The sequence below is a fragment of the Cupriavidus pauculus genome (assembly GCF_003854935.1).
Classification (GTDB): Bacteria; Pseudomonadota; Gammaproteobacteria; order Burkholderiales; family Burkholderiaceae; genus Cupriavidus; species Cupriavidus pauculus_C.
The window spans coordinates 678,853-699,048 of sequence record NZ_CP033969.1 but is presented as its reverse complement, the minus strand read 5'-3'; the positions used below and the strand labels follow the sequence as shown (position 1 = coordinate 699,048).

The following is a 20,196-nucleotide window of genomic DNA, read 5'->3' as shown; positions in this document are numbered from 1 at the left end:
ATAATCCCCGGCATCACCGAAGAGGACTACATGCAACACAATGCCAAGCGCGCCCTGCGCGCCGTCCGCCATCGCCAGACGCAGCGTGGCGGCACGTTCCTGGGCCTGGTGCTCGGGCTGATCGTCGGCCTGGCCATTGCCGTGGTCATCGCGCTGTACATCACCAAGTCCCCGGCGCCGTTCAAGGGCGGCAACGCGCCCGCGCCGCGGCCGACCGAGCCGGGCAATGTGTCCAGCACGCTGCCCAACCCGGCCCAGCAGGCCCAGCCCGGCGGCGAACCCAGCGATCCGAACAAGCCGCTCTGGAGCAAGACGCCGGCCAAGCCGGTGGCCCCGGCCGAGCAGCCGGCGGCCCCGCAGCCGCCCGTGGCCACCAGCCGCCCGGCCGAGGTGCCCGGCGCCAGCAACGGCGCGGTGGCCAGCAAGCCGGCCGAAAAGCCCGCCGAGAAGCCGCCCGCCCGCCCGGCCGAGAAGCCGGTGGCGGACCCGATCGCCGAGATCGCCCAGGCCGATGCCAACAAGGTGGGCTACCTGCTGCAGGTGGGCGCCTTCCGCTCGCAGGACGACGCGGACCGCCAGAAGGCCAACCTGGCCATGCAGGGGTTCGAGGCCAAGGTGACCGACCGCGATGTCAACGGCGTCAAGATGTACCGCGTTCGACTGGGACCGTTCAACCGGATCGAGGACATGAACCGTGCGCGCGACCGCCTGCAGTCGGCCGGCTTCGACGCCTCGGTGATCCGGTTCACCAAGCAGTAATCCGTTGAAATAAATCTGACCGGGCCGGCCATGCGAACCAAGTGCCGCCGGCCCGGTCTTAGACGCAATCCATCCGCTCGCCGAGCGCGTACAACCCGTAAGGCCCTTCTGACATGAAGAAAATCGCCGCACTGATCGCCACCGCTGCCGCCGTGAGCGGCCTGCTGATGTCCGCGCCAGCCGCCATGGCCGCGCCGACCGAAGGCAAGGACTACACGGTTCTGAAAGCCCCGCAGCCGGTGCCCGCTGGCAAGATCGAAGTGACCGAGTTCTTCTGGTACGGCTGCCCGCACTGCTACGACTTCGAGCCGGAACTGGAAGCGTGGGTGAAGAAGCAGGGCAAGGACGTGGTGTTCAAGCGCGTGCCGGTGGCCTTCCGCGACGACCTGCTGCCGCACACCAAGATCTTCTACGCCCTGGAAGCGCTGGGCAAGGTCGACGCGATGCACACCAAGGTGTTCGACGCGATCCACAAGCAGCGCAAGCGCATGGTGGACACGAACGAGATTGCCGACTTCATGGCCGCCAACGGCATCGACCGCAAGCAGTGGCTGGACACGTACAACTCGTTCTCGGTGACGACGAACGCCCAGCGCGCCAACAAGGTGGCCGACGCCTACAAGATCGACGGCGTGCCGACCGTGGTGGTGCAGGGCAAGTACGAGACGTCGCCGTCGATCGCCGGCACCAAGGGCGCCGCGATCCAGGCGATGGACTTCCTGGTCACGGGCGTGCGCGACAAGAAGCTCTGATCGTCTCCCCCGCCGCCTTTCGAAACAGCCCGGTGCAGCGCCTGCCCGGGCTGTTTTGTTTCCGGCCGCCGCCGCGCCCGCGCTGGCCGGAAGCGCTATATTGACGCCCATGACCTCCCAGACCCCTTTCCCGCCTGGCGCCTCGGGCGGCCTTGGCCAGCCGCACGATGTGGACTGACGCACTCGGGCAGCCGCACGCGCCGGCCAGCGGGCCGGTGCGCATCGCGTCGCTGGTGCCGTCGATCACCGAGCTGCTGTTCGACCTGGGGCTCGGCGGGCAGGTCGTGGCGCGCACGGGGTTCTGCATCCATCCGGCGCCGGCGGTGCGTGCCGTGGAAAAGGTGGGCGGGACCAAGGACGTGCGGCTCGACAAGCTGCGGGCGCTGGCGCCGACCCACGTCATCGTCAACATCGACGAGAACCGCCGCGAGACCGTGGACGAGATTCGCGGCTTCGTGCCGCATGTGGTGGTCACCCATCCGTGCCGGCCGGCCGACAACTTCGCGCTCTATGACCTGATCGGCGGCATCTTCGGCCGCCAGGCGCAGGCCGCCCGGCTGGGCGACGACCTGCGCGCCGCGCTGAACGCCTTGCAGGACCGCACCTGGCCGGCGCGCCGCGTGCTCTACGCGATCTGGCAGGACCCGTGGATGACCGTGTCGCGCGACACCTATATCAGCCAGATGCTGGCGCTGGTGAACTGGGCCACGTGGCCCGACGCCACGCCGCTGGCCTGCGTCGACGGCGATTGCAGCCGGCCGAACGCGGGCGGCGAGCGCTATCCGACGTTCCGCTGGAGCGACGCGCTGGTGCGTGACCTGGACGCCGTGCTGCTGTCGACCGAGCCGTACCGCTTCACCGAGGACCACGCCGACACGCTGGAGCGCCAGATCGGCAAGCCGGTGCTGCTGGTGGATGGCGAGATGCTGTCCTGGTACGGCAGCCGGGCGGTGGCCGGCGTGCGGTACCTGCGCGATCTGGCGGCGGCGGGGGTTTGACCCCGCTCAAGCCTTGCGGAAACGCACCACGCCGTCGTCGTCCACCTGCCGCACCAGTTCGCCGCGATGCCAGAGCGCGTGCAGGTGCGCCAGCGCCTCGCCCATCGCAAAGGTCAACTGGTGGATGTCGAACTGGCGGCGGAAGATCACGCCGACGATGTCGTGCGCGTTGCACGGCTTCTCGGCGCACGCCTGCAGCGTCTCGGCCAGGCGGTCGGCATGGTGTTCGTGCAGTTGCCGCAGCCGCGTGTGCAGGTTGCGGAACGGCCGGCCGTGGGACGGCAGGATCAGCACGTCGGCCGGCAGGTCCTCGTACTTGCCCAGCGAGTCCAGGTAGAGCTGCAGCGGGTTGGCTTCCGGCTCCATGTCGAAGACGCTGACGTTGGTGGAGATGCGCGGCAGCACCATGTCGCCGGAGATCAGCACGTTGGTGGCGGCGTTGTAGAGCGCCACGTGCTCCGGGGCGTGGCCGTAGCCGGTGATGACGCGCCACGCGGCCGTGGCCGGATCGGCGCCGATGCGGACGGTATCGCCGTCCATCAGCCGGCGGTACTGCGTGGGCAGGTCCGGCACCAGCGACGGGTAGTAGCTCTTGCGCGCGCGCAGTTTTTCCAGGTTTTCCGGGTCGGTCAGGCCGTGGCGGGCGAAATGGCTGGCCGCGAAGTCGCCGCCGGCGTTGGAGCCCACGCCGGAGCCGCCGGCCATCACGCGGGCGGACATGTAGTCGCCCAGGCTCATCCACAGTCGCACGTCCCAGCGCTTGCAGATCCAGTGCGCCAGGCCCACGTGGTCCGGGTGGCAGTGCGTGACCAGCACGCGCAGCACGGGCAAGCCTTCCAGCTCGTTGGCGAAGATCGTTTCCCAGTGGGCCTGGATCGTGTCGTTGGTGATGCCGCAATCGATGATGGTCCAGCCGTCACGGCCGTCGATGCGGTCGCGCAGCAGCCACAGGTTGATATGGTCCAGCGCGAACGGCAGCGGCATGCGCAGCCAGTACACGCCCGGCGCCACTTCCTGGCGCGTGCCGGGGTCGGGCATGGCATCGCCAAACGGGTATTGAAGCTGATGTTCGAGTGCGTTCATGGGGCTTGTCTCGTGGAAAAGGCGGCGGGCTGCGGGGCTCGCTCTTCTGGATTGTCAGGCGCGGCGGTTGACGCTAACGTTAACGTCAATTCGCCGGCCCTGCACGTCATCTTAGTTCAAAAAGTTGATCGTGCAACGATTCCGCGAACGACCGTTCATTTTTGCAGGACGCCATATGTCGGCTCAGCCATCCACCGCCACGTACTCGATCACCGATCTGGCACGTGAATTCGAGATCACGCCGCGCGCGATACGGTTCTACGAGGACCAGGGCCTGCTGTCGCCCGACCGCGAAGGCCCCAGCGGACGCAAGCGCGTGTACAACGGGCGGGAACGCACCCGCCTCAAGCTCACGCTGCGCGGCAAAAGGTTAGGGCTTACTCTCAACGAGATCCGCGAAATCCTGGATCTCTACGAATCGCCGCGCGACACCGCGCCGCAGCTCGAACGCTTTCTGCACCTGCTGGCCCAGCACCGCGGCGCGCTGGAGCGCCAGCTGGAGGACCTGCAGGCCCAGCTGGCCGAGATCGACCAGCATGAACGCCAGTGCAAGACGCTGCTGGCGAGCCACCATGGCGCCCCCAAGACGCAGTCGGCCTGATCGCGCCGCCGCACGCTGCCCCGCGTGTCGGCCCCAATTGACGTTTACGTAAACGTCAATAAAATATCCGGACAAATAGGAGACCCAACCATGACCGAACTCCCCGGCCTGAAATTCCACCTCGGCGAGGACATCGAGATGCTGCGCGAATCGGTGCGCAACTGGGCGCAGGCCGAGCTGGCGCCGCGCGCGGGCGAGATCGACCGCACCGACCAGTTCCCGATGGACGCCTGGAAGAAAATGGGCGACCTCGGCGTGCTGGGCATCACCGTGGCCGAGGAATACGGCGGCGCCAACATGGGCTACCTGGCGCACATGATCGCGATGGAGGAGATCAGCCGCGCGTCGGCGTCGGTCGGGCTGTCGTACGGCGCGCACTCCAACCTCTGCGTGAACCAGATCCACCGCAACGGCACGGCCGCGCAGAAGGCCAAGTACCTGCCGAAGCTGGTGTCGGGCGACTGGATCGGCGCGCTGGCGATGAGCGAGCCGAACGCCGGGTCCGACGTGGTCAGCATGAAGCTGCGCGCCGATCTCAAGGGCGACCGCTACGTGCTGAACGGCACCAAGATGTGGATCACCAACGGCCCGGACTGCGACGTGCTGGTGGTCTACGCCAAGACCGAGCCAGACCTGGGCGCGCGCGGCATGACCGCTTTCATCGTCGAAAAGGGCATGAAGGGGTTCTCGGTGGCGCAGAAGCTGGACAAGCTCGGCATGCGCGGCTCGCACACGGGCGAACTGGTGTTCCAGGACGTCGAGGTGCCGGTCGAGAACATCCTGGGGGCCGAAAACGGCGGCGCCAAGGTGCTGATGAGCGGGCTGGACTACGAGCGCGCCGTGCTGTCGGGCGGCCCGGTCGGCATCATGCAGGCGTGCATGGACGTGGTGACGCCGTACATCCACGACCGCAAGCAGTTCGGCCAGAGCATCGGCGAATTCCAGCTCATCCAGGGCAAGGTGGCCGATATGTACACCACGCTGCAGGCGGCCCGCAGCTACCTGTACACCGTGGGCAAGAACCTCGACGCGCTGGGCACCGACCACGTGCGCCAGGTGCGCAAGGACTGCGCCGCGGTGATCCTCTACACGGCCGAGAAGGCGACGTGGATGGCCGGCGAATCGGTGCAGATCCTGGGCGGCAACGGCTACATCAACGAGTACCCGGTGGGCCGGCTCTGGCGCGATGCCAAGCTGTACGAGATTGGCGCCGGTACGTCCGAAATCCGCCGCATGCTGATTGGCCGCGAGTTGTTCGCGGAAACAATGTAAGGACAGAAGTTACGCAAACGGCGCTTGGGGCGACCCGAAGGGAAGTCCCGAACGCCATTACAATTTCGTCTGCAGACCCTCCCGCCGCGCCCCGGAACCTTCGAGAGCCATGTCCCACTTTCCCAAGCTGCTGTCGTCGCAGATTGCCTACGATGTGGCGCGGACCATGCTGGACGGCTTCGACAAGCACTACAGGCTGTTCCGCGACGCCGGCATCGAGGCCAAGGCGCGCTTCGAGGCCGCGGACTGGCACGGCCTGCGCAAGCTGCAGCGGGACCGCATCGCGTTCTACAACGACCGCGTGCAGGAAGCCGTGGCGATCCTGCAGGCGCAATACGACGCCGGGCACATCGCCGACGATATCTGGCAGCAGATCAAGCTCCACTACATCGGCCTGCTGACCAACCACCACCAGCCCGAGCTGGCCGAGACGTTCTTCAATTCGGTCTGCACGCGGATCCTGCACCGGTCGTACTTCAACAACGACTTCATCTTCGTGCGGCCGGCGCTGTCCACCGAGTACATCGAGAACGAGGAATCGCCCACGCGGCCCACCTACCGCGCCTACTACCCGGGCAGCCGGGCCGGCATGGCGGCCTGCTTCGAGCGGATCGTCCACAACTTCCAGCTCGACGTGCCGTTCGAGGACCTGAAGCGCGACATTGGCTACGTGCTGCGCGCCATCGACGAGCACGCCGGCGACTTCGCCGTTGCGCCAAATTTCCAGGTCCATACGCTGTCGTCGCTGTTCTACCGCAACAAGTCGGCGTTCATCATCGGCCGGGTGCTGAACGGCGACCAGACCTATCCGATGGCGATCCCGGTCGTCCATGGCGCGTCGGGCAAGCTGGTGCTGGACACGGTACTGCTGCAGCACGAGCAGTTGCTGGTGCTGTTCTCGTTCACGCACGCCTACTTTCTGGTCGACATGGAGATTCCGTCGGCCTACGTCACGTTCCTGCGCGACCTGCTGCCGCGCAAGTCGCGCGCCGAGATCTACACCAGCCTGGGGCTGCAGAAGCAGGGCAAGAACTTGTTCTACCGCGACTTCCTGCACCATCTGCAGCATTCGTCGGACAAGTTCATCATGGCGCCCGGCATCCGGGGGCTGGTGATGCTGGTGTTCACGCTGCCGTCGTTTCCGTACGTGTTCAAGGTGATTCGCGACGCCTTCGCGCCGCCCAAGGAGACCACGCGCGCCCAGGTGGAAGCCAAGTACCAGCTGGTCAAGCGGCACGACCGCGTGGGCCGCATGGCCGATACGCTGGAGTATTCGGACGTGGCCTTCCCGCTGTCCCGCTTCGACGAGGCGCTGGTGCGCGAGCTGGAGCAGCACGTGCCGTCGATGCTGGAGCGCCAGCGCGCGCCCGACGGCAGCGAGGAAATCGTCGTGCGGCACCTGTACATCGAGCGCCGCATGACGCCGCTGAACATCTGGCTGCAGGAAGGCACCGACGCCCAGGTGGACCACGGCGTGCGCGAGTACGGCGACGCCATCAAGGAGCTGATGGCCGCCAACATCTTCCCTGGCGACATGCTCTACAAGAACTTCGGCGTCACGCGGCACGGCCGCGTGGTGTTCTACGACTACGACGAGATCGAGTACCTGACCGACTGCAACATCCGCCGCGTGCCCGAGCCGCGCAACGAGGAAGAGGAAATGTCCGGCGAGGTGTGGTACACCGTACGTCCGCACGACATCTTCCCGGAGACCTTCCGCACGTTCCTGCTCGGGGATGACCGCGTGCGCGCCGCGTTCCTGCGGCACCATCCCGATTTCTTTGACGCCGCCATGTGGCAGCAACACAAGGACCGGCTGCTGGCCGGCCATTTTCACGATGTCTTTGCCTATCCACAACACATCCGCTTCATCCACCGCTACGGTGCCGCAACAACCGACCACGCAAGGAGGGCAGCATGAGTGACGCCATCGCCCAGCTGTTCCGCAACAACCGCGAATGGGTGGACCGCGTCAACGCGGAAGACCCGGCCTTCTTCACCCGCCTGGCCAACCAGCAGGCGCCCGAGTACCTGTGGATCGGCTGCTCCGATTCGCGCGTGCCGGCCAACCAGATCCTGGGCCTGGCCCCGGGCGAGGTGTTCGTCCATCGCAATATCGCCAATGTGATCTCGCACAGCGACCTGAACGCGCTGTCGGTGATCCAGTTCGCGGTCGAGGTGCTCAAGGTGCGCCACATCACCGTGGTGGGCCACTACGGCTGCGGCGGCGTCAAGGTGGCGCTCAAGCGCGAGCGCGTGGGCCTGTGCGACAACTGGCTGCGCCACGTGCGCGACGTGGCCGACAAGCACGCGGCCTACCTGGGCACCGTGCTGCGCGAGGACGACGCCCACACGCGCCTGTGCGAGCTGAACGTGATCGAGCAGGTCAACAACGTCTGCCAGAGTACCGTGCTGCAGGACGCCTGGGCACGTGGCCAGCAGGTGACCGTGCACGGCTGGATCTACGGCGTGTCCGACGGCCTGCTGCGCGACCTGGGCATGGCCGCCAGCAACAACGACGAACTGCAGGCCCAGACCGCCGCGGCGCTGCAGCAGTACGGCGAGCCCCCCCAGGCATCGATCCGCTGATCCACCAGTCGAGGCCCGGACCGGGCCTCCGAGGAGACACCGACATGCAACATCCTTCCAGCGATCCCATCGTCATCGTTTCCGCGGCGCGCACCCCGATGGGCGCGTTCCAGAGCGAGCTGGCCAGCCTGACGGCGCCCCAGCTTGGCGCGGCGGCAATCCGCGCGGCCGTGGAGCGGGCCGGTATCCGGCCGGAGCAGGTGCAGGAGGTGGTCTTCGGATGCGTGCTGCCCGCCGGGCAGGGCCAGGCACCGGCGCGGCAGGCCGCGCTGGGCGCCGGGCTGCCGCTCGACGTGGCATGCACGACGGTCAACAAGATGTGCGGGTCGGGCATGCGCGCGGCCATGTCGGTCTACGACGGCCTGCTGGCCGGATCGTTCGATGTCGCCGTGGCCGGCGGCATGGAAAGCATGACCAACGCGCCGTACCTGATCCCCAAGGGCCGGGGCGGCTACCGCATCGGCCACGGCATGATCTACGACCACATGATGCTGGACGGGCTGGAAGACGCCTACATTCGTGACGAGAAAGGCGGGGGCCGCGCCATGGGCACGTTCGGCGAGGACTGCGCCGCCAAGTACCAGTTCACGCGCGAACAGCAGGACGCCTTTGCGATGGAATCGGTGCGCCGCGCGCAGCGGGCCACCGAGTCCGGCGACTTCCGCTGGGAAATCGCCCCGGTGACGGTCTCGGGCAAGGGCGGCGACACGGTGATCGACACCGACGAGGGCCCGCGCCGCATCAAGGTGGACAAGATCCCGTCGCTGAAGCCGGCCTTTGCCAAGGACGGCACCATCACGGCCGCGTCTTCGTCGTCGATCAACGACGGCGCCGCCGCGCTGGTGATGATGCGCGAATCCACCGCAAAGCAACTGGGCCTGCAGCCGCTGGCCCGCATGCTGGGCCACACCTCGCACGCCCAGGCGCCGGGCTGGTTCACCACGGCGCCGGTGGAGGCCATTGCCAGGCTCTACCGCAAGCTGGACTGGACCACCGACAGCGTGGACCTGTTCGAGATCAACGAAGCGTTCGCCGTCGTACCGATGGCGGCGATGCACGACCTCAAGATTCCGCACGACAAGGTGAACATCCACGGCGGCGCGTGCGCGCTGGGGCACCCCATCGGGGCGTCCGGGGCGCGCATCATGACCACGCTGATCGGCGCGCTGCGCAAGACCGGCGGCAAGCGCGGCGTGGCCAGCCTGTGCATCGGCGGCGGCGAAGCCACGGCCGTCGGCATCGAAATCGTCTGACCGCATCTTTCCCGCAACCTGCTGGAGTCTCGCCATGCCTACCGCGCTCGTCCTTGGGGCTTCCCGGGGTCTCGGTCTCGAATTCGTCCGGCAGTACCGCGCCGACGGCTGGCGCGTGGTGGCCGCCGCGCGCAGCGCCGAAGGCGTCGCCGCGCTGGCGGCGCTGGGCGCCGAGGCCCACCAGGTGGACCTGACCGACGCCGGCCAGGTGGCCGGCCTGGGCTGGAAGCTCGACGGCGAGAGCTTTGACGTGGCGATCTACAACGCCGGCGTGATCGGCCCGCGCACGGAAGGCGCGCAGCCCGTGCCGCGGCAGGACTTCGACGCCGTGATGCACACCAACGTGCTGGGCCCGATGATGGCGCTGCCGCTGGTGCTGCCGTTCGTCGAGACCGGCAATCACGGCCGGGGCGGGGTGCTGGCCGTGCTGTCGTCGAAGATGGGCAGCATCGGCGGCATGGAAAGCAACGCCGCCTGGATGTACCGCGTCAGCAAGGCCGCCGCCAACGCGGTGGTCAAGGCCGTGTCGCTGGACGCGCGGCACGCCATCTGCGTGGCGCTGCATCCGGGCTGGGTCCAGACCGACATGGGCGGCCCCAACGCCGACCTGAAGCCACAGCAGAGCGTGGCCGGCATGCGCCGCACGCTGGCCGGCCTGACGCATCACGACAATGGCAGCTTTCACAACTACGATGGCTCGCCCATCCCCTGGTAAGGCCCGACGCCCATGCTGCTGACCCCCGAACAGGAAATGATCCGCGACGCCGTGCGCCAGTTCGCGCAGGACGTCATCGCCCCGCAGGCCGCCCAGTGGGACCGCGACAAGACCTTTCCCAAGGACGTGCACCGCGAACTGGCGCGCCTGGGCGCCTACGGCGTGGCCGTGCCCGAGGAACTGGGCGGCGCCGGGCTCGACTACCTGTCGCTGGCGCTGATCCTGGAGGAAATCGCGGCCGGCGACGGCGGCACGTCCACCGTCATCAGCGTCAACAACTGCCCGGTGTGCAGCATGCTGATGGCCTTCGCCAGCGACGCGCAGAAGCAGCAGTGGCTGGTGCCGCTGGCCCGGGGCGAGATGCTCGGCGCGTTCTGCCTGACCGAGCCGCACGTGGGCTCCGACGCCGCCGCGCTGCGCACCACGGCCACGCGCGACGGCGACCACTACGTGCTGAACGGCGTGAAGCAGTTCATCACCAGCGGCAAGCATGCCGACGTGGCGATCGTGATGGCCGTCACCGACAAGGCGGCCGGCAAGCGCGGCATCAGCGCGTTCCTGGTGCCCACGTCCACGCCCGGCTACATCGTCGCGCGGCTGGAGGACAAGCTGGGCCAGCACTCGTCGGACACCGCGCAGATCGTGTTCGAGGACTGCCGCATCCCGGCCGGCTGCCTGCTGGGCGAGGAGGGCGCCGGCTACAAGATGGCGCTGTCCGGGCTCGAAGGCGGGCGCATCGGCATCGCGTCGCAAAGCATCGGCATGGCGCGCGCGGCGTTCGAGGCGGCGCTGGCCTATGCCAGGGAGCGCGAAAGCTTCGGCCAGCCGCTGTTCCAGCACCAGGCCGTGCAGTTCCGGCTGGCCGACATGGCCACGCAGATCGAGGTGGCCCGCCAGATGGTCTGGCACGCCGCGTCGCTCAAGGACGCCGGCCGCCCCTGCCTCAAGGAGGCCGCCATGGCCAAGCTGTTCGCCAGCGAGATGGCCGAGCGCGTGTGCTCGGACGCCATCCAGGTGTTCGGCGGCTACGGTTATGTGAACGATTTCCCGGTCGAGCGGATCTACCGGGATGTGCGCGTGTGCCAGATCTACGAGGGCACCAGCGACATCCAGAAGATCCTGATCGCCCGCGCGCTAGGATGATGTACCCGCCGTCCCGTTGAAACCGTCCCCGTCCACGCCGTCGTACCCGAACCGGAGCCCCCTGCGATGACCGCCCCCATCGACTTCTACTTCGATTTCTCCTCGCCCTACGGCTACTTTGCCAGCACCCGCATCGACGAACTCGCGCAGAAGTACGGGCGCGGCGTGCTGTGGCACCCGGTGCTGCTGGGCGTGGTGTTCAAGACCACGGGCTCGTCGCCGCTGCCGTCCATCCCGCTCAAGGGCGAGTACTGCTGGCGCGATTTCGAGCGCACCGCGCAGTTCCACGGCATCGAGTACAAGCGCCCCACGCACTTTCCGCTGCCCACGCAGCACGCCGCCCGCGCCATGCTCTGGCTGCAGAACCACCACGGCGCCGACCTGGCCGCCAGCTTTGCCAAGGCCGTGTACCGCGCGCTGTTCGTCGACGACCTGAACATCGCCGAGCCGGCCGAGCTGGGCAGGCTGGCCGAGGCGCTGGGCATCGACCCGGTGGCGATGAACGAAGGCGCCACGAGCTACCAGATCAAGGACCAGCTCAAGGCCGAGATCGACGTGGCGATGGCCAAGGGCGTGTTCGGGTCGCCGTTCGTGATCATCGACGGCGAGCCGTTCTGGGGCTTCGACCGCTTCGAGCAGGTCGAGGCCCACCTGAAGAGCCGGCGGCAGACCGAACTGCGCGCCGTCGGCGGCAACGAACTTTCCAAGGAAAAGAAACCCGCATGACCGCAGCAAACCAGGCCGCCCGTTTCGATTGCGTGATCTTCGACTGCGACGGCGTGCTCGTCGACAGCGAGCCGATCGTCCATCGCGTGCTGAACCGCGTGCTCAACGAACTCGGCATCGAGATCACGCTGGAGGAATCGATGCAATGGTTCCTCGGGCGCGCCGTGCGCGACGAACTCGGCAACATCGAGGCCCGCCTCGGCAAGCCGCTGCCGCGCAACTTCCTGTCCGAATGGTTCGTGCGCCGCGACGCCGCGCTGATCGAGGAGCTGGAGGCCGTGCCGCACATCCGCCAGACGATCGAGGCGATCAAGGCGCGCGGCCTGCCCGTGTGCGTGGCGTCCGGCGCGGACCGCATCAAGGTCAAGCTCCAGCTTACGCACACGGCGCTGCTGGACCTGTTCACCGACGACACGCGCGAGCACATCTTCACGGCCAGCGAGGTGGAGCACAGCAAGCCGGCGCCCGACGTCTACCTGCTGGCCGCCCGCACCATGAATGTGGACCCGGCGCGCTGCGCGGTGATCGAGGACAGCCCCACCGGCGCCACGGCCGGCGTGGCGGCCGGCATGACCGTGTTCGGCTACGCCGCCCGTACGGATGCCGACGCGCTGCGCGCCACCGGCGTGCGGACCGTGTTCACCGACATGCGCGACCTGCCGGAGCTGCTCGGATGACCAGGAAGCGCGCGGCCGGCGCCGCCAGCGAGCCGTGCCCGTGCGGCAACGGCGCCTACGCCACGTGCTGCGGCCGCTTTCATCGCGGCGAGGCCATGCCGCAGACGGCCGAGGCGCTGATGCGCTCGCGCTACAGCGCCTACGTGCTGGGCGACGCAGGCTGGCTGCGCCAGACCTGGCATGTGTCCACCTGCCCCGACGACCTGTCGCCCGATCCGGGCACGCGCTGGCTGGGGCTGACGGTGCGCTCGCACGCGCAGCAGGACGACACCCACGCCACGGTGGCCTTCGTGGCGCGCTACAAGGTGGGCGGGCGCGCCCATCGGCTGGAGGAACTGAGCCGCTTCGTCTTCGAGCCGCGCGAGCCGGGCACGCCGGCGCGCTGGCTCTACGTCGACGGCACGGTCCGGGAGCCGGACTGACCGCACCGCCCGCCCCGGACCCGGCAGGAACAGGCTAGACAACAAGCATCCACAGGAAGAGACATGCCCACGCTGGAAACCAAACTGAACGCGCGCTCGGAATCGTTCAAGGCCAACGCCGAGACCATGCAGGCGCTGGTGGCGGACCTGCGTCAGAAAATCGCCAGGCTGGCCGAAGGGGGCGGCGAGGATGCCCGCAACAAGCACCTGGGCCGTGGCAAGCTGCTGCCACGCGACCGCGTGCAGCAACTGCTGGACCCCGGCACGCCGTTCCTGGAACTGTCGCAACTTGCCGCCTACGGCATGTACGACGACGCCGCGCCGGGCGCCGGCATCATCACCGGCATCGGCCGCGTGGCGGGCCAGGAATGCGTGATCGTCTGCAACGACGCGACGGTCAAGGGCGGCACGTACTACCCGATGACGGTCAAGAAGCACATCCGCGCGCAGGAGATTGCCGAGCAGAACCACCTGCCGTGCATCTACCTGGTCGATTCGGGCGGCGCCAACCTGCCCAACCAGGACGACGTGTTCCCGGACCGCGACCACTTCGGCCGCATCTTCTACAACCAGGCCAACCTGTCGGCGCAAGGCATTCCGCAGATTGCCGTGGTGATGGGGTCGTGCACGGCCGGCGGCGCCTACGTGCCGGCCATGAGCGACGAGTCGATCATCGTCAAGAACCAGGGCACGATCTTCCTGGGCGGCCCGCCGCTGGTGAAAGCGGCCACCGGCGAGGAAGTGAGCGCTGAGGACCTGGGCGGCGCCGACGTGCACACGCGGCTGTCCGGCGTGGCCGACTACTTTGCCCAGAACGACCACCACGCGCTCTCGCTGGCGCGCAACATCGTCCAGCACCTGAACCGCCGCAAGCCGGACCAGATCCGCCTGCACGAACCGGTGGAGCCGCTGTACCCGGTGGAGGAACTGTACGGCGTGATCCCCACCGACACGCGCAAGCCGTACGACGTGCGCGAGGTCATCGCCCGCATCGTCGACGGCTCCGAGTTCGACGAGTTCAAGGCCCGCTACGGCACCACGCTGGTCTGCGGCTTCGCGCGGATCTGGGGCTACCCGGTGGGCATCGTGGCCAACAACGGCATCCTGTTCTCGGAATCGGCGTTGAAGGGCGCGCACTTCATCGAACTGTGCTGCCAGCGCAAGATTCCGCTGGTGTTCCTGCAGAACATCACGGGCTTCATGGTGGGCCGCAAGTACGAGAACGAAGGCATCGCGCGCAACGGCGCCAAGATGGTGACCGCGGTGGCCACGGCGCAGGTGCCCAAGTTCACGGTGATCATCGGCGGCTCGTTCGGGGCCGGCAACTACGGCATGTGCGGGCGGGCCTATTCGCCGCGCTTCCTGTGGATGTGGCCGAACGCGCGGATCTCGGTGATGGGTGGCGAGCAGGCCGCGAGCGTGCTGGCGACGGTGCGCCGCGACGGCATCGAGGCCAAGGGCGGCCAGTGGAGCCCCGGCGACGAAGAGGCGTTCAAGGCGCCGATCCGCGACCAGTACGAGCGCCAGGGCCATCCGTACTACGCCAGCGCGCGGCTCTGGGACGATGGCGTGATCGACCCGGCCCAGACCCGCACGGTGCTGGGGCTGGGCCTGTCGGCCAGCCTGAACGCGCCGATCGGCGAGATGAAGTTCGGCGTCTTCCGCATGTGATGCCGGGCGTGGCCCTTAACGTTTGTTATCGAGTTTGACTGGAAGGTTGGTCGTCGTCATGTCCCGAGCTGTTCCCTCCCTGCACCGCGCGCTGGCCGTGCTTGCCGCGCTTGCCGCGCTGGCCGGCCTTGCCGGGTGCGGCCCCGCCGCCGCCCAGGCCGCGCTGCCGCCGCAGGCCGTGGAACAGGTGGTGATGGTGCCGAAGGTGAACGCGCAGGCCACCATGGACCTGGAGACGACGATCATCCGCCCGGCCGGCGACGGCCCGTTCCCGCTCGTGGTGATCAACCACGGCAAGTCGCCGGGCAAGCCCGCGTTCCAGGGCCGGGCGCGCTTTGCGGCGCAATCGGCCGAGTTCGTGCGGCGCGGCTACGTGGTGGCGCTCCCCATGCGCCAGGGCTTCTCGAAATCGGGCGGCCAGTACGTGGGCGGCAGCTGCGACGTGCGCGGCAACGGCATGATGCAGGCCGAGGACGTGGTGGCGGCGCTGGACTACCTGGCGCAGCAGCCCTACGTCGATCCGGCGCGCATCGTGGTGCTGGGCCAGTCGCACGGCGGGCTGTCGACCATGGCGCTGTCGGCCATTGGCTACCCCGGCGTGCTGGGCGTGGTCAATTTCGCGGGCGGCCTGCGCAACGACAACTGCGTGGGCTGGGAGAACAACCTGATCGACGCGTTCGGCGACTACGGGCGCGGCGCGCGCTACCCGTCGCTGTGGATCTACGGCGCCAACGACAGCTACTGGCCGTGGCCGCTGCCGGAGCGCATGTTCAACAGCTACAAGGCCAACGCGCGCGGCCCGGCCGCCGATGCGCGCTTTGTCGACGTGGGCGAGTTCGAGGGCGACTCGCACCGGCTGTTCAGCAACCGCGCCGGCGTGGCGCTGTGGCTGCCCGAGGTAGAAGCGTTCTTCCGCCACCTGGGGCTGCCGTTCGACGAACTGCCCGAGCGGGCGCTGCCGGTCCGGGGCCGGCCCGCCGGCCAGGCATCCTGATCACGACCGATCTACCGGAGACAGAACCATGCAATTCACCACCCTGACCGTGACGGCCGAGCGCCACGTTGCCACGGTCACGCTGAACCGGCCCGACGTGCGCAACGCGTTCAACGAGACCGTGATTGCCGAACTGACCGGCGCCTTCCGCGCGCTGGGCGACACGCCCGAGGTGCGCGCCATCGTGCTGGCCGGCAACGGCCCGGCGTTCTGCGCCGGCGCGGACCTGAACTGGATGAAGAAGATGGCCGGCTACTCGGACGACGAGAATCGCGCCGACGCCCTGACGCTGGCCCAGATGCTGCACACGGTCTGGATCTGCCCCAAGCCCGTGATCGCGCGCGTGCAGGGCGATACCTACGCCGGCGGCATGGGCCTGGTGGCCGCGTGCGACATCGCCGTGGCGTCGGCAACGGCCAACTTCTGCCTGTCCGAGGCCCGGCTGGGCCTGCTGCCGGCCACCATCAGCCCGTACGTGATCCGCGCGATGGGCGAGCAGGCCGCGCGCCGCTACTTCATCACGGCCGAACGGTTCGACGCCGCCGAGGCGCTGCGCCTGGGCTTTGTCCACGCCGTGGTGCCGCCGCAGGACCTGGACGAGAAAGTGGCCGAGATCGCCGCCACGCTGGCCGCCAACAGCCCCAACGCCGTGCGCGAGAGCAAGCGCCTGGTGCAGGAAGTGTCTGGCCGCCCCATCGACAGCGACCTGCTGGCCGACACCGCCAACCGCATCGCCGCCATCCGCGCCTCGGATGAAGGCCGCGACGGCGTGCGGTCGTTCCTGGAAAAGCGCGCACCGGCGTGGAAGGTGTAGGCCGGTGATGGCGATGCCAGCCCGCTCCCAGGTCAGCCCGCGGCGGCAGTCATGCCGATGTGGCTGGGGGAGAGGGCCAGCGCCCCGGTCATCACGAAATCTTGGCCGACGTTACACGCAAAAGCCGTCCACCCAGGTGCCACACTCGCCACCAGCGCCCCGAACATCGCCCAACCTCGCCTAACGCGACGCCAAACGGCCAGCGCCACGCGATTTGCCAACCGTCCAAGGACCTTCCTACCATGAGCCTCCCCCGATCCCGCACCGCCCCGGCAGCCGCTGCCGTGCCCGGCGTGGCGGGTCATGGCTTATCCAAGGAGGGTCCCATGACACATCCTGTCCCCCAATCCGCGACGGGCGATGCCACGCTCGCGGCGCGCAGCCAGCGCGCCGTCTGGCATCCCTGCACGCGGCTGCGTCCCGACGCATCGGCCAACGAGCCGCCGCTGGCCATTGCCAGCGGTGACGGCCCGTGGCTGGTCGATACCGACGGCCGCCGCTATTTCGACGCCATCAGCTCGTGGTGGGTCAACCTGTTCGGCCACGCCAACCCGGCCATCAACGCGGCGCTGACCCGGCAGTTGCAGACGCTGGAACACGTGATGCTGGCCGGCTGCACGCACGCGCCGGCCGTGGAACTGGCCGAGCGCCTGTCGGCGCTGACCGGCGGCGCGCTGGGCCATGCGTTCTACGCGTCCGACGGCGCCTCGGCCGTCGAGATCGCGCTGAAGATGAGCTTTCACTACTGGCGCAACACGGGCCTGTCGGCCAAGCGCGAGTTCGTCTGCCTGCGCCACGGCTACCACGGCGAGACGGTGGGCGCGCTGGCCGTGACCGACGTGGAGATCTTCCGCGACGCCTACGACCCGCTCACGCGCCGCGCCCACGTGGTGATGTCGCCCGATGCGCGCCAGGCCGTGGGTGCCGAGACGCCGGCCGACGTGGCCGCCCGCGCGCTGGCCGCGCTCGAAGCGCTGCTGCGCGAGCGCGCCGGCCAGATCGCCGCGCTGATCGTCGAGCCGCTGGTGCAGGGCGCGGCCGGCATGGCGATGTACGACCCGTCGTACCTGGACGGCGCCCGCGCGCTGTGCGACCGCTACCGCGTGCACCTGATCGCCGACGAGATCGCGGTGGGCTGCGGCCGCACCGGCACGTTCTTCGCCTGGGAACAGGCGCGCGGCGGCGACCCGGTGCCGGCGCATGGCTGGCCCGATTTCCTGTGCCTGTCCAAGGGCATCACGGGCGGCTACCTGCCGCTGTCGCTGGTGCTGTCGCGGCCCGAGGTGCAGCGCGCGTTCGTGGCCGACGATATCGCGCGCAGCTTCCTCCATTCGCACTCGTACACCGGCAACCCGCTGGCGTGCCGCGCGGCGCTGGCCACGCTGGACCTGTTCGCGCAGGACGACGTGCTGGCCCGCAACCGCGAGCGCGCGCAGTGGCTGGCCGCCGCCATGGCCGGCATCGCCGCCGACCCGCGCGTGACGAACGTGCGCCAGCGCGGCCTGATCTGGGCGGCCGACATCGACCCGGCCGCCGCCGGCCCCGACTTTGCCGCGCGCTTCCACCTGGCCGCGCGCGCGCACGGCGTGCTGGTCCGGCCGATTGGCCACACGCTGTACGTGATGCCGCCGTACGTGTTCGATGCCGCGCTGGCGGCGTGGCTGGGCGACCAGTTGCGTGCCACGCTGCACGCGGTGATCGGCGCCGCGCAGGAGGTTCGCCATGCTGCTTGACCACCTGAAGCGCGCCGCCGCCGAGCGCGAGGCGCAGTCGCTGACGCGCCGCCGCCGCATCGCCCACACGGCTTGCGCGCCGCACCAGTCGGTGGGCGCCGTCGACGCCACGCCCACGCCGCTGCTGACGTTCTGCAGCAACGACTACCTGGGGCTGGCCGACCATGCGTCGATCGCCCACGCGCTGGCCGAGGGCGCGCACCGCTACGGCGCCGGCAGCGGCGCGTCGCACCTGGTCAGCGGCCATTCGCTGGCGCACGCGCAGCTGGAACAAGAACTGGCGCGCTGGCTGGCGCCGCACATCCCGCAGGCGCAGGCGCTGTACTTCTGCACCGGCTACATGGCCAACCTGGCGGTGCTGACCGCGCTGGGCACGGCCGGGGCGACGCTGTTCTGCGAGGCGCTGAACCATGCGTCGCTGATCGACGGCGCGCGGCTGGCCCGGGCCGACGTGCAACGCTATCCGCACGGCGACGTGCAGGCGCTGGACGCGCTGCTGCAGGCCAGCCAGGGCACGCTGAAGCTGATTGTCACCGACAGCGTGTTCAGCATGGACGGCGACATCGCGCCGCTGGCCGCGCTGCTGGCGCTGGCCGAGCGCCACGACGCGTGGATCGTGGTCGACGACGCGCACGGCTTTGGCGCGCTCGGCGCGCACGGCCGGGGCGTGCTGGAACACCTGGGGCTGCGCGCCGAGCGGCTGATCTACATCGGCACGCTGGGCAAGGCGGCCGGCGTGGCCGGCGCGTTCGTGGCCGCGCACGAGAGCATCGTCGAGCACCTGGTCAACACGGCGCGCCCGTATATCTACACGACTGCCGCGCCGCCGGCCGTGGCGCACGCGCTGCTGACGAGCCTGGAGATCATCGGCGGCGAGGAAGGCCGCAGCCGCCGCGCCCATCTGGCCGACCTGATCGCGCAGTTGCGCACCGGGCTGGCGGGGCTGGCCGCGCAGGCAGGGTGGACGCTGGGCGCGAGCGACACGGCGATCCAGCCGCTGATCGTGGGCGACAACGCCGCGTCGCTGGCGCTGTCCGCCGCGCTGGAGGCCGAAGGCATCCGCGTGGGCGCGATCCGGCCGCCCACGGTGCCGGCCGGCACGGCGCGGCTGCGCATCACGCTGTCGGCGTCGCATACGGCGGCCGACGTGGCGCGCCTGCTCGACGCCATCGCCCGCGCCACGCCGCAGGTGCTACGGGAGGCCGCATGACCGCCATCCGAACCCACCGTCCCGCGCGCTTTGCCTGCTTTGTCACGGGCACCGACACCGGCGTGGGCAAGACGCACGCCACGGCCACGCTGCTGCACGCGCTGCACGGCGCCGGCTACAGCACCGTGGGCATGAAGCCCGTGGCGGCCGGCGGCGAATGGCTGGACGACCGCTGGCAGAACGACGATGTCGACCAGTTGCGCGCGGCGGGCTCCGTGATCGTGCCGCAGGAAGAGATGTGCCCGTTCTTCTTCCGCACGCCGGCGTCGCCGCACCTGGCCGCCGCGCTGGAGGGCGAACGCATCACGCGCGGCCCGATCCGCGACGCCTTAGAGGTGCTGCGCCGCAAGGCCGACGCCGTGGTGGTGGAGGGCGTGGGCGGCTTTGTGGTGCCGCTGGACGTGGGCGCCGTGCGGTGGACCACCGCCGACCTGGCCGTGATGCTGGACCTGCCCGTGATCATGGTGGTGGGCGTGCGGCTGGGCTGCCTGAGCCACGCGATGCTGACCGCCGAGGCGGTACGCGCGCGCGGGCTGAAGCTGGCCGGCTGGATTGCCAACCGCATTGACCCGGACATGCTGCTGCCCACCGAGAACATCGTCACGCTGCAGGACGCGCTGGACGCGCCGCTGCTGGGCGAGCTGCCCTGGCAGGTGGCCCCGGCCGCCGCCGCCCAGCACCTGGACCTCGCGCCGCTGTTTGCCAGCCCGCTGCCCGGTCCCTCCGCCGAAACCGGCGCGCCGCGTCACGCCTGACCCGCGCCCGACAAACCGAATTCGCCAGA

20 protein-coding genes are annotated in these 20,196 nt (G+C 69.1%); 19 read left to right on the top strand and 1 reads right to left on the bottom strand.

Annotated features, from left to right (window positions below):
- Positions 1-30 precede the first annotated feature (30 nt).
- From EHF44_RS04920 to EHF44_RS04910, 3 genes are all read left to right on the top strand, one after another.
- Complete coding sequence (locus EHF44_RS04920) at positions 31-759, top strand: SPOR domain-containing protein (protein WP_124682719.1); 729 nt, start codon at positions 31-33, stop codon at positions 757-759.
- A 113-nt stretch (positions 760-872) separates the two neighbouring features.
- Positions 873-1,511, top strand: coding sequence for a thiol:disulfide interchange protein DsbA/DsbL (locus EHF44_RS04915; RefSeq protein WP_124682718.1), 639 nt, complete (start codon positions 873-875; stop codon positions 1,509-1,511).
- Between the two features lie 167 nt (positions 1,512-1,678).
- The gene (locus EHF44_RS04910) at positions 1,679-2,509 is read left to right on the top strand and encodes a helical backbone metal receptor (protein ID WP_124682717.1); all 831 of its coding nucleotides are present in this window, start codon (positions 1,679-1,681) and stop codon (positions 2,507-2,509) included.
- A 6-nt stretch (positions 2,510-2,515) separates the two neighbouring features.
- On the opposite strand, the gene EHF44_RS04905 is transcribed toward EHF44_RS04910, so the two are convergent.
- Positions 2,516-3,592 carry an MBL fold metallo-hydrolase gene (locus EHF44_RS04905; RefSeq protein ID WP_124682716.1) on the bottom strand — a complete coding sequence of 359 codons (1,077 nt, stop codon included), beginning with the start codon at positions 3,590-3,592 and terminating at the stop codon, positions 2,516-2,518.
- A 175-nt stretch (positions 3,593-3,767) separates the two neighbouring features.
- On the opposite strand from EHF44_RS04905, the gene EHF44_RS04900 reads away from it, so the two are divergent.
- The 16 genes from EHF44_RS04900 to bioD all read left to right on the top strand — a co-directional run bounded on the left by EHF44_RS04900 (position 3,768) and on the right by bioD (position 20,167).
- Positions 3,768-4,193, top strand: a complete 426-nt coding sequence (locus tag EHF44_RS04900) for a MerR family transcriptional regulator (RefSeq protein ID WP_124682715.1) — start codon at positions 3,768-3,770, stop codon at positions 4,191-4,193.
- A 90-nt stretch (positions 4,194-4,283) separates the two neighbouring features.
- The gene (locus tag EHF44_RS04895) at positions 4,284-5,465 is read left to right on the top strand and encodes an isovaleryl-CoA dehydrogenase (RefSeq protein ID WP_124682714.1); all 1,182 of its coding nucleotides are present in this window, start codon (positions 4,284-4,286) and stop codon (positions 5,463-5,465) included.
- Positions 5,466-5,574: 109 nt separating this feature from the next.
- A complete protein-coding gene (gene aceK, locus EHF44_RS04890) occupies positions 5,575-7,386 on the top strand; it encodes a bifunctional isocitrate dehydrogenase kinase/phosphatase (protein WP_124682713.1) in 1,812 nt (603 codons plus the stop codon).
- Entirely contained in the window at positions 7,383-8,054 is a 672-nt protein-coding gene (gene can / locus EHF44_RS04885; protein ID WP_124682712.1) for a carbonate dehydratase, read from the top strand. The genes aceK and can overlap by 4 nt, the downstream gene beginning before the upstream one ends.
- A gap of 44 nt (positions 8,055-8,098) precedes the next feature.
- Positions 8,099-9,307 (top strand): acetyl-CoA C-acetyltransferase, encoded by a 1,209-nt coding sequence (locus tag EHF44_RS04880; RefSeq protein WP_124682711.1) that lies wholly within the window; start codon positions 8,099-8,101, stop codon positions 9,305-9,307.
- Between the two features lie 34 nt (positions 9,308-9,341).
- On the top strand, positions 9,342-10,022 hold the full coding sequence (locus EHF44_RS04875; protein ID WP_124682710.1) for an SDR family oxidoreductase: 681 nt from the start codon (positions 9,342-9,344) through the stop codon (positions 10,020-10,022).
- A 12-nt stretch (positions 10,023-10,034) separates the two neighbouring features.
- On the top strand, positions 10,035-11,165 hold the full coding sequence (locus EHF44_RS04870) for an acyl-CoA dehydrogenase family protein (protein ID WP_124682709.1): 1,131 nt from the start codon (positions 10,035-10,037) through the stop codon (positions 11,163-11,165).
- Between the two features lie 66 nt (positions 11,166-11,231).
- Positions 11,232-11,891, top strand: a complete 660-nt coding sequence (locus tag EHF44_RS04865; protein WP_124682708.1) for a 2-hydroxychromene-2-carboxylate isomerase — start codon at positions 11,232-11,234, stop codon at positions 11,889-11,891.
- On the top strand, positions 11,888-12,568 hold the full coding sequence (locus EHF44_RS04860) for an HAD family hydrolase (RefSeq protein ID WP_124682707.1): 681 nt from the start codon (positions 11,888-11,890) through the stop codon (positions 12,566-12,568). The genes EHF44_RS04865 and EHF44_RS04860 overlap by 4 nt, the downstream gene beginning before the upstream one ends.
- On the top strand, positions 12,565-12,990 hold the full coding sequence (locus EHF44_RS04855; RefSeq protein ID WP_124682706.1) for a YchJ family metal-binding protein: 426 nt from the start codon (positions 12,565-12,567) through the stop codon (positions 12,988-12,990). Before EHF44_RS04860 ends, EHF44_RS04855 begins: the two co-directional genes overlap by 4 nt.
- A 63-nt stretch (positions 12,991-13,053) precedes the next feature.
- Positions 13,054-14,661 carry a carboxyl transferase domain-containing protein gene (locus tag EHF44_RS04850; protein ID WP_124682705.1) on the top strand — a complete coding sequence of 536 codons (1,608 nt, stop codon included), beginning with the start codon at positions 13,054-13,056 and terminating at the stop codon, positions 14,659-14,661.
- Between the two features lie 58 nt (positions 14,662-14,719).
- The gene (locus EHF44_RS04845; protein WP_124682704.1) at positions 14,720-15,655 is read left to right on the top strand and encodes a dienelactone hydrolase family protein; all 936 of its coding nucleotides are present in this window, start codon (positions 14,720-14,722) and stop codon (positions 15,653-15,655) included.
- Positions 15,656-15,683: 28 nt separating this feature from the next.
- Positions 15,684-16,469, top strand: coding sequence for an enoyl-CoA hydratase/isomerase family protein (locus tag EHF44_RS04840; protein WP_124682703.1), 786 nt, complete (start codon positions 15,684-15,686; stop codon positions 16,467-16,469).
- A 326-nt stretch (positions 16,470-16,795) separates the two neighbouring features.
- Positions 16,796-18,202: an adenosylmethionine--8-amino-7-oxononanoate transaminase gene (gene bioA, locus EHF44_RS04835; RefSeq protein ID WP_124682702.1), complete on the top strand. Its 1,407-nt coding sequence runs from the start codon at positions 16,796-16,798 to the stop codon at positions 18,200-18,202.
- Entirely contained in the window at positions 18,192-19,412 is a 1,221-nt protein-coding gene (gene bioF, locus EHF44_RS04830; protein WP_124682701.1) for an 8-amino-7-oxononanoate synthase, read from the top strand. Before bioA ends, bioF begins: the two co-directional genes overlap by 11 nt.
- Complete coding sequence (bioD, locus tag EHF44_RS04825; RefSeq protein ID WP_124682700.1) at positions 19,409-20,167, top strand: dethiobiotin synthase; 759 nt, start codon at positions 19,409-19,411, stop codon at positions 20,165-20,167. The genes bioF and bioD overlap by 4 nt, the downstream gene beginning before the upstream one ends.
- Positions 20,168-20,196: the final 29 nt, after the last annotated feature.